Here is a 14,094-nt window from a genome sequence, read left to right as displayed (position 1 = left end):
GGCGGCTCCTGCATGGCTGCAGCAACTCCCACACACGGCGCCCCAGCGCGCCGCATTCACATCAAGGAAAAGAGATCCATCATGGGCGCGCAGTGGAAAGCAAAAGGCAAGGCACAGGTGGCCGACGCCAAGGGCAAGCTGTTTGGCAAGCTGGTCAAGGAAATCACCGTGGCTGCACGCGGCGGTGCCGACCCGGCCAGCAATGCCCGCCTGCGCCTGGTGGTGGAGCAGGCTCGCAAGGCCTCCATGCCCAAGGACACGCTGGAGCGTGCCATCAAGAAGGGCTCGGGCACCGGCGCGGACGCGGTGAACTACGAACGCGTGATCTACGAAGGTTTTGCCCCCCACCAGGTGGCCGTGATGGTTGAATGCCTGACTGACAACGTGAACCGCACGGCCCCCGAGATGCGCGTGCTGTTCCGCAAGGGCCAGCTGGGCACCTCGGGCTCGGTGGCCTGGGACTTCAACCATGTCGGCATGATCGAAGCCGAGCCCGCCACCCCCGACGCTGACCCCGAGCTGGCCGCCATCGAGGCCGGTGCTCAGGACTTTGAGGCGGGCGACGAAGAGGGCACCACCACCTTCTGGACCGACCCCACCGACCTCGACCTGGTCAGCCGCGCGCTGCCCGCCCACGGCTTCACGGTGCTGTCCGCCAAGCTGGGGTACAAGCCCAAGAACCCGGTGAACCCCGCCAACCTCACGGCTGAGCAGCTGGAGGAGGTTGAGAACTTCCTGGCCGCCATCGATTCGAACGACGACGTGCAAAACGTGTTTGTGAGCCTGGGTGGTTGATGCGCGCGCGCCGGCGCCGACACAGGTGCTGAAGAGGGTGCCCTGGATGGCGCCCCTGGCTTTGACGGACGGACTGACTGTTTCATGACTGCTGACCACTACGCAGCCCTTGGGCTGGCGGCCAACGCGTCGCTGGCGGACATCAAGAAGGCTTTTCGCCAGAAGGCCTCGTTCTACCACCCCGACCGCAACACGGCGCCCGACGCCGCACAGCGCTTTGCCGAGGTGCAAAAGGCCTATGAGGTGCTGTCGGACGACGACGCCCGCCAGGCCTATGACGACAACCGCCGCCGCAATCTGCTAGACGACCCGCTGCAGACCGCCCAGGAAATCTGGCAGGCCTACAGCGCACGCATTCTTTCTCATCCTTCCGCCCTGTGAAACTTTCTCCCTATTTTTATGACCTGCGCTCGGCCTACCAGGCCGAGCTGGACGACCTGGTGTCCGACTCCGAGGGCAACGACGTTCTGCGCAAGCGCCTGGCCGAAAAGCGCAACGAGATGGCGTTTTTGGTGCAGATGATGGAACTGGCCCCCGAAATGGTGGCCGTGGTCTTTCACCGGGGCTTTCGCTTTACCAAACCGGCTGCACTGGAGCATCTGTTGGGCTTGCCGGTGAACGAGCTGCCCGACTGGCACAGCCTGACCCATGCCGTAGCGTTGGAGCCCTGGGCAATGAGTCTGGCCCAGACCGTGTTGCGCGAGCCCCAGGGCGCTCGCTTTCTGACGGTAGCCGCCGGCCTGGAATACCTGCAACAGCACGCGCGCCTGGCTCCGGCCGCAGCGTCGCATTCCGACAGCGATGCCGAGGACGATGGTGAAGATGCCGCCGAACACGACGATGACTACAGCGCCCTGAGTGCCGACGACGCGGTGGACCCGCAAAACAGCCGTACGCGCGAAGAGTCCAGCGCCAACTGGCTGGCCGATGTGGGCTTTGAGCGCAAGGAATGACGACCATGAGCAGCAGCAACCAACACCTGGCCCTGATCACCAAGACCACCAGCCTCATTGCGGCCGGTGACATCGTGGGCGCCGAGTCGGCGCTGGCCGAACTGGCCGACAGCGATGGCGACGGCGCGCTGATGGTGGTGCTGGACCAGCTGGCGCCCAAGGACATCCTGGCCGTGATGCGCGAGTACGACGACTCCAAGGCTTCGGTGGTCAACATGCTGGTAACGCCCGAGCAGTTTGCGCGCGCGATGGTGCTGGAAAAGCAGTACAAAGACCTCACCCACACCCACCTGCGCAACATGGTCAACGCGGTGGTGTTCCGTGACGATGCCGACCCGGTGGAGTTTCTCACCGCGATTGGCGACCTGGAGGGTGGCGCCGAGGCCCTGGCCAACTACTTTGCCGAAAAGTGGAGCCGCATCGAGGCCTTTGCCCGCACCGGCACCTTTGACGCCACCGAAGACTACGGCGTCACACTGAGCGACGACGAGCTGCTGGCCTCGGGCTATGTGCAGCCGCGCATCGACCTCGATGAAGTGGCCGACCGCGACTGGATGCAGATGGCCTGGCTGCTGCGCTATGAGTGCCGCGACCTGTTCATCGAGATGCTGCTGGTGCTGCGTGCCAAGGCCCGCGCGTTTGACCAGGGACTGGAAGAGGGCGAAGAGACGTCCGAAGAAGACGATGGCAAGTTCGAGACCAGCGAAACCGACCGCGGCAAGGCCACGCCTGCCGCACGTGCTTCCGACGAAGAGTCTGCAATTTAGTGAACAACCCCCTGAGGCGCTTCGCGCCTTCCCCCTTCCCTCGAATGGCTGTGCCATTCGGGAAGGGGGACACCGCCAGCGCGGCGGGGCGGCCCTTGCGCGGCGGTCCTGGTATGGGCCGCGCCAGTTTCATAGCCCATGAGCAGCGCGAAGCGCGATAGATTCAGACATGACCGTGCCTCCCACGCCTTCCTCAATTTCTGCACCAGTCGCTACTGCCAATGCCCTGCAACTGCACGACGCGCGCCCTTTCTTTGAAAAGGCGCTGGTCTACGGCGTGCAGCACGGCCTGATTGACGCGGACCGGCTGGCGGCCATCAATGCCGATGCGCCCAAGGGCATGGTGCAGATCGCGCGTTACTTTGGCAGCGAGTTTCTGCGCCCAGAGATCGAGAAGGCGCGGGACCGCATGGTCAACCTGATCAGCCTGTACCTGCTGGAGACCACTGGTGGGGATCTGGCCAAGGCGGCGGTGTCGCTGCGCGACAACTCCTTTTTGTCGCGCTCCAAAGGCGGCTCGGACATGCTCAAGCGCCTGATCGCCATGCCCGAGAGCAGCAACTTCGGCATGGGCGGCTATGCGGATGCCGAAACCCCACTGCTGGCTGCTTGGTCGCTGCGCAGCCATGCCGACTACCGCGCGGAGCTGGCCCGCCGCAGCCAGATTGCCCAGGCGATTGCCGCCGCCGAATGGCTCGCCGCGCAGTACGACCTGGACACCGATGAACTGGAAACCGCTGGTGCCGATGCCGAGGCGGTGATCCGTACCGGGCTGCTGATGCAGGCGCTGAACCCCAAGGCCATGGCAGCGGGTGAGTGGCCCAGCGCCCCGGCGTTTGAAAAGCTGGTGACCGCACTGCGTAAAAAGAAGGCACCCCTGCCGACGGCGCTGCGCTTGCCCGCTGGCGTGCCCGCAGAGCTGCGCGACGTGCTGCAAGCCCAATGCGCTGCGGTGCTGGCGGACTTGCCCAAACTGCTGCAGTCCGCTGCGCCCCTGCGTACCTTGTTGCGCCCCATGGGCGCCTTTCGGGCGCGGTACTTCCTGCTGGACGACCCGCTGGCCGAAGTGGACAGCTTTCATCGCAGCCTGGACGCTCTGGAGGAAGACGACGAACCTCCGCAGCCCGCCAGCAAGACCTGGACGAAGGCGACCGCAGGCAACGAGGACGAGCACTCTCTGCTCACGCTGTTCCTGTGCCTGGCCGCTGGCGCGCCCAAGAAGACACTGCTGACCGAGAAAACCGCCGCCAGCCTGGTGCGCAAGATCCGCAAGTCGGGCCTGCAGCCTGAGCTGGCTGCCGATTTCATCCGCAGCCATGCAGCAGCCGCCTTCCAGCAGGACTACCTGGCCCTGTGGTCCGGTTTCGTGCAAGACGCGCAGGCCACGCTGACCAGCGACCGCGATTACCAGATGCACGACGCATTGGCGCTGCTGCGGCGCGAATGCCACGTGGTGGGTTGACAGGTGATCCCCAGGGTCGCGCGAAGACGTGCGGCCGGAGGGACTTCATGCACTTGCTCAAGCGTTGCATGGCTGCCCGCAAAGAGTCGCGGGGCAGTCAAGGCTCTCGGTTACCATTGTTAACGTTGACAGTCATCGCATAGCCTGCAAGCCATCGCAGCTGGGCGTTGAGCGATGGCGTCGCGTTGTGAGCCTCATTGCCATCGTCTGTCTGTTCCCTCTGTGCACAGCCCCACCCTCCTTATCGTCGCGGCCATTCTTTCAGCGCTGGTCACTGGCGTTTTGTCTGCGGTGTGGCTCTTCAACAGACGCATTCCCGGCCTCCGCTTCTGGGCGCAGGCGTTGTTTTGCGCCACCGTCTTCTGCATCAACCTGCTGCTGCGCGACCATGTGCCGCTGCCGTTGTCTGTGGTGCTGGCGCAGTCTTCCGTAGCGTTGGCTGCGTATCTGTGCCTGCTGGGAGCACGCGAATACATGGGACGGGCGCCCTTGGGGCATGGTGTTGCCGCTCTGGCCTTGGCGCTTCTGCTGGCGACGGCCTTGTTTTTTACCCTGGTGAAGCCAAACATGCAGGTGCGCATTGCGCTGACGGGTCTGGTGCCAGGGGTGTTGTACATTGCGGCCGCGCACACGCTGGCCCGTGGCGGCTTTCACAAGGTGCCCGCACGGTACCTGTTTGCGGCCACGGTGGGCGTGCATGGAGCGTTCCTGCTGGTGCGGCCTTTGTTGTTCAAGCTGGCCGCGCCCGCCGATGGAGCCCAGCCCGAGGGGGGCATGGTGGCTGCGCTGTCGCAGTTTGTGGTGCTGGAGTCCACCCTGGCGCTGGTGCTGGTGGCGTTTGGCGCGCTCATGCTCACCAATGAGTTCATCACCAACGAACTGCGCCATCTGGCCGAGGTGGACCCGCTGACCAATGTGTTCAACCGCCGCGCGTTTCTGACCCTGCTGGACAAAGCCATCAGCAACGCCCAGCGCACGCAGACGACGTTGCCCGTGCTGGTGATGGACCTGGACCATTTCAAGAAGGTCAACGACAGCTGGGGCCACCGCGCGGGTGACGATGTGCTGCGTCATTTTGTGATGCTGGCCCAGCGCTGCCTGCGCAAGGAAGACGTGATGGGTCGACTGGGGGGTGAAGAGTTCGCCATCTTCTTGCCCAACGCAGGGGCAGGTGGCGCCGTTGCGGTGGCCGAGCGGCTGCGCGCCCTGGTGGAGGCCCACCCGGTGGTGACGGAACAGCGCAGCATCGCGCTCACGGTGAGTGTCGGCGTCACCGTGTGCGCGGGCAGCGAGTCTGCAGGCACGGCCCTGCAGCGTGCGGACGAGGCCATGTACCTGGCCAAGGAACGGGGGCGCAACCGGGTGGAGATGGCAGGGGTCCCCGCAGCGCCCTTGGCCCCCGCTACCGCCACCAACCAGCCAGCCGTGCGGACCACTCTGGCGGCCTAGGAACTGCCTTTCGTCGTGGCGGGCTGTGTCGGCTGCCCGACCCTGGCGGTGGCGGCATGGGTCACAAAGGCGGTGTTGCCCGTCACAATCGCCTTTTTCACCCCGCCTCCGGTGATGCGAGCAGACAACCCCATGGCAGTCCCCACCCCTCCTGGCGCGCCCAGCGACGCCCACGCTGCAGCCCCCCAATCCGCTGGTACCCAGCCCGCGCCCTCTGCGTCGTCCGCAGTGCCCGGCCGCAGAGCGTTTCTGGCCACCGGGGCCGGGGCGGCGCTCGCAGCCGCTGGCGCAGCGGGCTATTTTCTGCACCAACCGGGCAACGACCGACGACTGGTCTTCGCCACCCTGCACGATGCCATGGGCGAGGCCGAGCGACTCAATGCCGCCTCTGTCCACGCGCTGGAACCTGCCACGGCCTGGACCTGGGCGCAGACGCTGGTGCATTGCGCGCAGAGCATTGAATATTCGCTGCAGGGCTTTCCGTCGCCCAAGTCGGCGCTGTTCCAGAACACCCTGGGGGCCGCCGCTTTCAAGGTGTTTACTCTGCGGGGCCGCATGAGCCACAACCTGGCCGAGCCCATTCCGGGCGCCCCGGCGCTCGATGCGCAGACCACGGACGCATCGGCCGCCATGGCACGCCTGCGCCAGGCGGTACAGGACTTTGCCCTCCACACCGGTGCACTGCAGCCCCACTTTGCCTATGGCGCCTTGACCCGGGCGCAGTATGAGCAGGCGCACGCCATGCACCTGGCCAACCATCTGTCGGCCTTTGAGGGTCGCGGGTAGTTCAGGCGCTGAAGACTAAAGCTGCGCTCGTCTGAAGCTGCTGGACCAGCTCCGCAGCGCCGCCGACGCAATTGCAGCGAAATTGATGCAAGTCAAGGGAGACGGCTAACCGCTTGCAGCCCAGGAAGGCCCTGCGCTTACGATACTTTTTGAGGTGAGGCGCCTTCGCTGATGTGACTGCCAATGCGCTCTGCCTCCGCACCAAAGAGGATCAGAGCCATGGGCAGCAAGTGGAAAATTTATGCGGCCGTCGCAGCGCTGTTGCTGCTGGGCACCGTATTGATCGTGCGGTGGGCGCCCTGGCAGTCCAAGGGGCCGGGCCCGGGCTTTGTGAGCGGCAACGGCCGCATCGAGGCCACCGAGATCGCCGTGGCCACCAAGCTCGCGGGCCGGGTGCAGGACATCCTGGTGGCCGAGGGCGATTTCGTGAAGGCGGGGCAGCCCGTGGCCCGTATGCAGATCGACGGCCTGCAAGCCCAGCGCGAAGAAGCCGTGGCCCGGCTGCAGCAGGCGCAGCTGGCCATCAGCAGCGCCCAGGTGCAGGTGGCCCAGCGCGAGAGCGACTACCAGGCTGCTCTGGCCGTGGTTGCCCAGCGCGAAAGCGACCTCGACACTGCCCGCCGCCGCCTGCCGCGCTCCGAGCAGCTAGCGCGCGAAGGCTTTTTCTCCAGCCAGTTGCTCGACGATGATCGCGCCAAGGTGCGCAGCCAGCAGGCCGCTGTGACGGCTGCCAAGGCCCAGGCCAAGGCCGCACAGGCGGGCATTGGCGCGTCGCGCACGCAGGTGACCAGTGCCGAGGCCAATGTGCGTGCGCTTCAGGCCACGCTGGCGCGCATTGATGTGGAGCTGGCCGACAGCGAACTCAAGGCCCCGCGCGACGGCCGGGTGCAGTTCCGTGTGGTGCAGCCCGGCGAGGTGGTGGGCGCAGGTGCGCGCGTGCTGCAGCTGGTGGACCTGAGCGATGTGTACATGACCTTCTTTTTGCCCGAGACCGTGGCGGGCCGGGTAGCACTGGGCAGCGAGGTGCGCATCGTGCTCGATGCCGCACCGGGCTTTGTGATCCCGGCCACCGTGGCGTTTGTGGCCAGCACCGCGCAGTTCACGCCCAAGACGGTGGAGACCGCCAGCGAGCGCCAGAAGCTCATGTTCCGCGTGCGCGCGCAGATCGACAAGGCGCTGCTGCTGCGCCACCAGGAACAGGTCAAGACCGGACTGCCCGGCGTGGCCTGGCTGCGGGTGGACCCTGTGGTGGAATGGCCCGCCAACCTCGCCATCAAGGCCGGCCAGTGAGCCTCCCCGGCAGCTTGGCACCCGTGGCCCGTCTGCGTGGCGTGGGCCAGCGCTACGGGCGCACGGTGGCGCTCGCAGACATCGATTTGGAAGTGGCCGCGGGCCGCATGGTGGGCCTGATCGGGCCGGATGGCGTGGGCAAGTCCAGCCTGCTGGCCCTGGTGGCGGGCGCGCGCGCGGTGCAGCAGGGCACGGTGGAGGTGCTGGGCGGCGACATGGCCCAAAGCCGCCACCGCAGCCGGGTGTGCCCCCGTATCGCCTACATGCCCCAGGGCCTGGGCAAGAACCTGTATCCCACGCTCTCGGTGGAAGAGAACCTTCAGTTCTTTGGCCGCCTGTTCGGGCACGACGCGGCCGAGCGTCGCCGGCGCATCGATGAGCTCACGCGCAGCACCGGCCTGCACCCGTTCCTGGCGCGGCCTGCGGGCAAGCTCTCGGGCGGCATGAAGCAAAAGCTGGCCCTGTGCTGCGCGCTCATCCACGACCCCGACCTGCTGATCCTGGACGAACCCACCACCGGCGTGGACCCGTTGGCGCGCGCGCAGTTCTGGGATTTGATCGGCCGCATCCGCGCCGCGCGGCCCGGCATGAGCGTCATCGTGGCCACGGCCTACATGGAAGAGGCCCAGCGTTTTGAATGGCTGGTGGCCATGGACGAAGGGCGCATCCTGGCCACGGGTACGCCTGCCGAGCTGATGGCTCGCACCGGGCATGATGCGCTGGAGCAGGCCTTTGTGGCCCTGCTGCCCGAGGCCAAGCGCCGGGGCCACCAGGCGGTGCAGATTCCGCCGCTGGACCGGTCGCAGGCGGATGACGCCGCCAATGTGGCCATCGAGGCGCGCGACCTCACCATGCGGTTTGGCGACTTTGTGGCGGTGGACCACGTGAGCTTTCGCATCCAGCGGGGCGAGATCTTTGGCTTTCTGGGCAGCAATGGCTGCGGCAAGTCCACCACCATGAAGATGCTTACCGGCCTGCTGCCCGCCAGCGACGGGCAGGCCTGGCTGTTCGGCCAGCCGGTGGACCCCAAGGACATGGCCACGCGGCGGCGGGTGGGCTACATGTCGCAGGCGTTTTCGCTGTACAGCGAGCTGTCGGTGGAGCAGAACCTGGTGCTGCATGCCCGGCTGTTCCACGTGCCCGAGACCGAGGTGCCCGCGCGCGTGAAGGCCATGCTGGAGCGCTTTGACCTGCAGGCCGCCCGCAGCGCACTGCCCATGAAGCTGCCCCTGGGCATGCGCCAGCGCCTGTCGCTGGCCGTGGCCATGGTGCACCAGCCCGAGCTGCTGATCCTGGACGAGCCCACCTCGGGCGTGGACCCGATGGCGCGCGACAACTTCTGGCGCCTGATGGTGGAGCTGGCACGGCGCGACAAGGTCACCATTTTCATCTCCACCCACTTCATGAACGAGGCCGAGCGCTGCGACCGCATCTCGCTGATGCACGCAGGGCGCGTGCTGGAGAGCGCTGCGCCGCAGGACATCGTGGCCAAGCGCGGCGCCGCCACGCTGGAAGAAGCCTTCATCGGCTATCTGGAGGATGCTGCGGGCACGGCCCAGGCTCCTGTGTCCGAGGCGGCTTCGGGCCCCACTGCGCTATTGCCGGTGTCCGCGCCCAACACTCCCACCTGGCCCACCCGCCTGCGCCAAAGCCTGGCCCGCATCCACAGCACCCAGTGGCGCGAGGCGCTGGAGCTGCGCCGCGACCCGGTGCGTGGCGCCATGGCACTGCTGGGCTCGCTGATCCTGATGTTTGTGATGGGCTACGGCATCAGCATGGACGTGGAAAACCTGCGCTTTGCCGTGCTGGACCGCGACCAGACCGCGCTGAGCCGCGCCTACACCCTGAACCTGGCGGGCTCGCGCTACTTCACCGAGCAGCCACCGATCACCACCTATGCCGAGCTGGACGCGCGCATGCGGTCCGCCGAGATATCGCTGGCGCTGGAGATCCCGCCCGGCTTTGCCCGCGACGTGGCACGCGGCCAGCCGGTGCAGATCGGCGCCTGGGTGGATGGCGCCATGCCGCAGCGTGCCGAAACCGTCATCGGCTACGCCCAGGGCCTGCACCAGCAATGGCTGGTGGAGCAAAGCCGCAGCCGCACGGGCGTGGTGCCCCGGGGCCTGCTGGAGGTGGAGCCGCGCTACCGCTACAACCCCGACGTGCGCAGCCTGCCGTCCATGGTGCCTGCCGTGATCCCGCTGCTGTTGCTGATGCTGCCCGCCATGCTCACGGCCCTGGCGGTGGTGCGCGAGAAAGAGCTGGGCTCCATCATCAACCTGTATGTCACGCCCACCACGCGCACCGAATTCATGCTGGGCAAACAGCTGCCCTATGTGCTGCTGGCGCTGTTTAATTTTGGCCTGATGTGCCTGGCGGCGGTGACGGTGTTTGGCGTGCCGATGACGGGAAGTTTTGCCACGTTGACATTGGCCGCCGTGGTGTTCAGCCTGTGCTCCACGGGCATGGGCCTCCTGGCCTCCACCGTCACGCGCAGCCAGATTGCGGCGATGTTCTTTGCCATGGTGGGCACGATTATTCCGGCCGTGCAGTTCGCCGGGCTCATCAACCCCGTGTCGTCCATGACGGGCTTTGCGCGCCGGTTCGGAGAGGCCTACCCGGCCAGCCACATGTTCACCATCAGCCGGGGCGTGTTCAACAAGGCGCTGGGCCTGCAGGATTTGCAGGCCGAGTTCTGGCCCATGCTGGTGGCGGTGCCGGTCATCGTCGGTACTGCGATCTTGCTGTTACGCAAGCAGGAGACCTGACATGGCGCTGCGTGGACGGTGGTCGAACATCTTTCGGTTAGGCATCAAGGAGCTGTGGAGCCTGTGGCGCGACCCGGCCATGTTGTTCCTCATCGTCTACACCACCACGCTGGCGGTGTATTCGGCGGGCATGGCGCAGCCCGAGACGCTGTACCACGTGCCGATCGCCATCGTGGACGAGGACGACTCGGCCTTGTCCCAGCGCATCGCCACCGCGTTCTACGCGCCCCAGTTCACACGCCCCGCCATGATCAGCATGCGCGAGGTGGACCCGGGCCTGGACGCTGGCCGCTTCACGCTGGTGCTGCACATCCCCGCCCATTTCCAGCGCGACGTGCTGGCGGGCCGGGTGCCGCAGGTGCAGCTCAACATCGACGCCACGCGCATGGGGCAGGCGTTTGCGGCCAATGGGGCGGTGCAGCAGATCGTGCAGCTGGAGGTGGCCGAGTTCGTGCAGCGCGACCGCACCGTGGCCGAGCAGCCCATCGAGCTGACGGTGCGCGCACGCTTCAACCCGGCGCTCAACCCTGCGTGGTTTGGGTCGCTGATGGAGTTGATCAACATCGTGACCATGCTCTCCATCATCCTCACCGGCGCCGCGCTGATCCGCGAGCGCGAGCACGGCACGGTGGAGCATTTGCTGGTGATGCCCGTCACCCCCGGCGAGATCATGCTGGCCAAGGTCTGGGCCATGGCGCTGGTGGTGCTGGTGGCTACCTGGGTGTCGCTCACGGCGGTGATCCGCTGGGCGATTGGTGTGCCCATCGAGGGCTCGGTACCGCTGTTTCTGCTGGGGGCCACGCTGCATCTGTTTGCCACCACGTCCATGGGCATCTTCATGGCCACGGTGGCGCGCAGCATGCCGCAGTTTGGCTTGCTGATGGTGCTGGTGATGATGCCGCTGCAGATGCTGTCGGGCGGCGTCACCCCGCGCGAGAGCATGCCGCTGTGGGTGCAGTACGGCATGGCCCTGGCGCCCACCACGCACTTCACCGAGCTGGCCCAGGCCATCCTCTACCGGGGCGCAGGCTGGGCGGTGGTGTGGCCGTCGCTGGTGTGGCTGCTGGGGATTGGGGCGGTGCTGTTCAGCCTGGCGCTGGCGCGGTTTCGCAAGACGATTGCGCGCATGGCCTGAATGTCAGGATGACTGTGTTTGCTATCGAATATATAGCTGCCAACGCATGATCCACTAGCGCTTGAGGCTAGTTGGACGCAAAATCCACGCTGCCGGGCCGCCCCAGCAGGTGCAGCTGCGCCACGGGCGCCGGGCTGCTGGCCACCCGCTGGCCACGCCGCCACACACCCAGGCGCGTGGCCCGCAGGCGGATGGCGTCCACCGGGTTGCGCGCATGCAGTAGCACCAGGTCGGCATGGCAGCCGGGGGCGATACCGTAGCCCTCCAGCCCCAGCAGCTTGGCGGGATTCACCGTCACCGCATCAAAACACTGCCGCATGGCGGCCTGGCTGGTCATCTGGCCCACATGCAGGCCCATGTGCGCGGCCTCCAGCATGTCGGCGCTGCCGCCGCTGTACCAGGGGTCCAGCACGCAGTCGTGGCCAAACGCCACCGTCAGGCCTGCAGCCATCAGCTCGGGCACACGGGTCATGCCCCGGCGCTTGGGGTAGGTGTCGTGGCGGCCTTGCAGCGTGATGTTGATGAGCGGGTTGGCCACCACGCCCAGGTCGGCCTCGGCCATCAGCGCCATCAGCTTGCTCACGTAGTAGTTGTCCATGCTGTGCATGGAGGTGAGGTGCGAGCCCGTCACGCGGCCCTGCAGGCCCAGGCGCTGGGTTTCGTACGCCAAGGTTTCCACGTGGCGCGAGTGCGGGTCGTCGGATTCGTCGCAGTGCATGTCCACGCGTTTGCCGCGTTCGGCCGCCAGTTCGCAGAGGATCTTCACGCTCTCGGCCCCTTGGGCCATGGTGCGCTCGAAGTGCGGAATGCCGCCCACCACGTCCACACCCATGTCCAGCGCGCGCTTCAGGTTGGCCAGCCCTCCGGGCGCGCGCAGCACGCCGTCTTGCGGGAAGGCCACCAGTTGCAAATCCAGGTACGGCGCCACGCGCTGCTTTACATCCAGCAGCGCCTGCACCGGCAGCAGGCTGGGGTGGCTGGTGTCAACATGGCTGCGGATGGCCAGCAGCCCGCGCGCCACGGCCATGTCGCAGTACTGCAGCGCGCGCTGCACGATGGCGTCGTGGGTCAGCGTGGGCTTGAGTTCGCCCCACAGCGCAATGCCTTCGAGCAGCGTGCCGCTCTCGTTCACGCGCGGCTGGCCGTAGCTCAGGGTCGAATCCATGTGGAAATGCGCGTCCACAAACGGTGGGCTGACCAGCAGGCCGCCTGCATCCACCGTTTCATGCGCGGGGGCTTGCAGACCTTCGGTCACTTCGGTGATGCGGCCGCCCTGCACGGCGATGGACATGTTCTGGCGGCCGTCGGCCAGGGTGGCGTGGGTGATGAGCAGGTCGAGCATGGTGGGGAGTGTAGATATTCGTCGGGACGCGCTGGCACACTGCGGGGTCTCAAGAAGAAAGGGTCATCCGATGAACGCACATGAAAAGCTGAACTACGTCGAATTTGCCGCGCGCGATGTGCCCGCCACGAAGTCGTTCTTTGAAAAGGCCTTTGCATGGACCTTTGTGGACTATGGCCCCGAATACACGGCCTTCTCGGGCCAGGGGCTGGACGGCGGCTTCTTTCAGGCCAGTCTGTGCTCCACCCCGGCCACTGGCGGCGCCTTGCTGGTGTTCTACAGCGCAGACCTCGAAGCTACCTTGGCCAAGGTGGAGGCGGCGGGTGGCCATGTGGTCAAGCCGGTGTTCGACTTTCCGGGAGGACGGCGCTTTCATTTCACAGAGCCCAGCGGCAACGAGTTTGCGGTGTGGTCCGATCACCGCTCCCCCTTGCGGTAGGGCTTCATCAGCGCCTGCGGATACGCCGCCTTGCGTGCCACCAGCACCAGCGCCAGGATGGACAGCAGGTACGGCAGCATCAGATACACCTGGTACGGGAGCCACGCATCGCCCGCCTGCTGGAGGCGCAACTGCAGCGCGTCAAAAAAGGCAAACAGCAGCGCACCCAGCAGCGCCTTGCCGGGCCGCCACGACGCAAACACCACCAGCGCCACGCAGATCCAGCCCCGACCATTGATCATGTTGAAGAAGAAGGCGTTGAACGCCGACAGGGTGAGGAAGCTGCCCGCCACGCCCATCAGCGCCGACCCGGCCACGATGGCGCCGGTGCGCATGGCCGCCACCGAGATGCCCTGGCCCTCGGCCGCCTGCGGGTTCTCGCCCACCATGCGCACCGCCAGGCCCAGCGGGGTGCGCATCAGCACCCAGGCCAGCAACGGGACCAGCAGCAGCGCCAGCAGCGTGAGCGGCGTCTGTGCCGACAGGATGGGCGCGCCCAGCCACTCCATGGGCGCAAAGGGCTCGATGGTGGGAGGCGTGTTCACCTTGGGGAAGCTCACCCGGTACCCGTAGTAGCTGAGCGCTGTGGCAAGCAGCGTGATGCCCAGGCCGGACACATGCTGCGACAGTGCCAGCCCCACGGTGAGCCAGGCGTGCAGCAGGCCAAACACCGCACCGGTGAGCGCCGCCACCAGCACCCCAGTCCACAGCCCATGGCCCGCATACACCGTGAGCCAGCCGGTGAAGGCACCTGCCACCATGATCCCTTCAATGCCCAGGTTGAGCACCCCGGCGCGTTCGCACAGCAAAACCCCCAGCGTGCCCAGGATGAGCGGTGTGGCGACCCTCAGGGTGGCAATCCAGAACGCGGGGTTGGCGAGGATATCGAGCAGCTCGGTCATGCGGCT

Annotated in this window: 13 protein-coding genes; 11 read left to right on the top strand and 2 right to left on the bottom strand. The window is 66.4% G+C overall.

Annotated elements, in window-relative coordinates; translation table 11 throughout:
- Positions 1-81: 81 nt before the first annotated feature.
- From ACTJKQ_RS19135 to ACTJKQ_RS19090, 10 genes are all read left to right on the top strand, one after another.
- Positions 82-795, top strand: a complete 714-nt coding sequence (locus ACTJKQ_RS19135; RefSeq protein ID WP_056062254.1) for a YebC/PmpR family DNA-binding transcriptional regulator — start codon at positions 82-84, stop codon at positions 793-795.
- 84 nt (positions 796-879) lie between these two features.
- Positions 880-1,176, top strand: coding sequence for a DnaJ domain-containing protein (locus tag ACTJKQ_RS19130; RefSeq protein WP_015014301.1), 297 nt, complete (start codon positions 880-882; stop codon positions 1,174-1,176).
- Positions 1,173-1,748: a hypothetical protein gene (locus ACTJKQ_RS19125; RefSeq protein WP_440597751.1), complete on the top strand. Its 576-nt coding sequence runs from the start codon at positions 1,173-1,175 to the stop codon at positions 1,746-1,748. Before ACTJKQ_RS19130 ends, ACTJKQ_RS19125 begins: the two co-directional genes overlap by 4 nt.
- A gap of 5 nt (positions 1,749-1,753) precedes the next feature.
- On the top strand, positions 1,754-2,515 hold the full coding sequence (locus tag ACTJKQ_RS19120; protein ID WP_056746672.1) for a hypothetical protein: 762 nt from the start codon (positions 1,754-1,756) through the stop codon (positions 2,513-2,515).
- Positions 2,516-2,684: 169 nt separating this feature from the next.
- On the top strand, positions 2,685-3,977 hold the full coding sequence (locus ACTJKQ_RS19115; protein ID WP_440597750.1) for a hypothetical protein: 1,293 nt from the start codon (positions 2,685-2,687) through the stop codon (positions 3,975-3,977).
- Between the two features lie 222 nt (positions 3,978-4,199).
- Complete coding sequence (locus tag ACTJKQ_RS19110; protein ID WP_440597749.1) at positions 4,200-5,426, top strand: GGDEF domain-containing protein; 1,227 nt, start codon at positions 4,200-4,202, stop codon at positions 5,424-5,426.
- A 132-nt stretch (positions 5,427-5,558) separates the two neighbouring features.
- The gene (locus ACTJKQ_RS19105; RefSeq protein ID WP_440597748.1) at positions 5,559-6,212 is read left to right on the top strand and encodes a DUF1569 domain-containing protein; all 654 of its coding nucleotides are present in this window, start codon (positions 5,559-5,561) and stop codon (positions 6,210-6,212) included.
- Between the two features lie 219 nt (positions 6,213-6,431).
- A complete protein-coding gene (locus ACTJKQ_RS19100) occupies positions 6,432-7,502 on the top strand; it encodes an HlyD family secretion protein (RefSeq protein ID WP_440597747.1) in 1,071 nt (356 codons plus the stop codon).
- Positions 7,466-10,270 (top strand): ribosome-associated ATPase/putative transporter RbbA, encoded by a 2,805-nt coding sequence (gene rbbA, locus ACTJKQ_RS19095; protein WP_440597746.1) that lies wholly within the window; start codon positions 7,466-7,468, stop codon positions 10,268-10,270. Before ACTJKQ_RS19100 ends, rbbA begins: the two co-directional genes overlap by 37 nt.
- 1 nt (position 10,271) lies before the next feature.
- Positions 10,272-11,405 (top strand): ABC transporter permease, encoded by a 1,134-nt coding sequence (locus ACTJKQ_RS19090; RefSeq protein ID WP_440597745.1) that lies wholly within the window; start codon positions 10,272-10,274, stop codon positions 11,403-11,405.
- A 67-nt stretch (positions 11,406-11,472) separates the two neighbouring features.
- Here the strand turns inward: ACTJKQ_RS19090 and ACTJKQ_RS19085 are convergent, their stop codons facing one another.
- On the bottom strand, positions 11,473-12,747 hold the full coding sequence (locus ACTJKQ_RS19085) for an amidohydrolase family protein (protein ID WP_440597744.1): 1,275 nt from the start codon (positions 12,745-12,747) through the stop codon (positions 11,473-11,475).
- Between the two features lie 70 nt (positions 12,748-12,817).
- Here ACTJKQ_RS19085 and ACTJKQ_RS19080 point away from each other — a divergent pair, with 70 nt between their 5' ends.
- The gene (locus tag ACTJKQ_RS19080) at positions 12,818-13,186 is read left to right on the top strand and encodes a VOC family protein (RefSeq protein WP_440597743.1); all 369 of its coding nucleotides are present in this window, start codon (positions 12,818-12,820) and stop codon (positions 13,184-13,186) included.
- On the opposite strand, the gene ACTJKQ_RS19075 is transcribed toward ACTJKQ_RS19080, so the two are convergent.
- The gene (locus ACTJKQ_RS19075) at positions 13,165-14,088 is read right to left on the bottom strand and encodes an ABC transporter permease (RefSeq protein ID WP_440597742.1); all 924 of its coding nucleotides are present in this window, start codon (positions 14,086-14,088) and stop codon (positions 13,165-13,167) included. The genes ACTJKQ_RS19080 and ACTJKQ_RS19075 overlap by 22 nt on opposite strands.
- Positions 14,089-14,094: the final 6 nt, after the last annotated feature.

The sequence above is a fragment of the Acidovorax sp. 22279 genome, from assembly GCF_052045435.1.
Lineage (GTDB): Bacteria > Pseudomonadota > Gammaproteobacteria > Burkholderiales > Burkholderiaceae_C > Acidovorax > Acidovorax delafieldii.
This window is presented reverse-complemented; position numbering and strand designations above follow the sequence as displayed.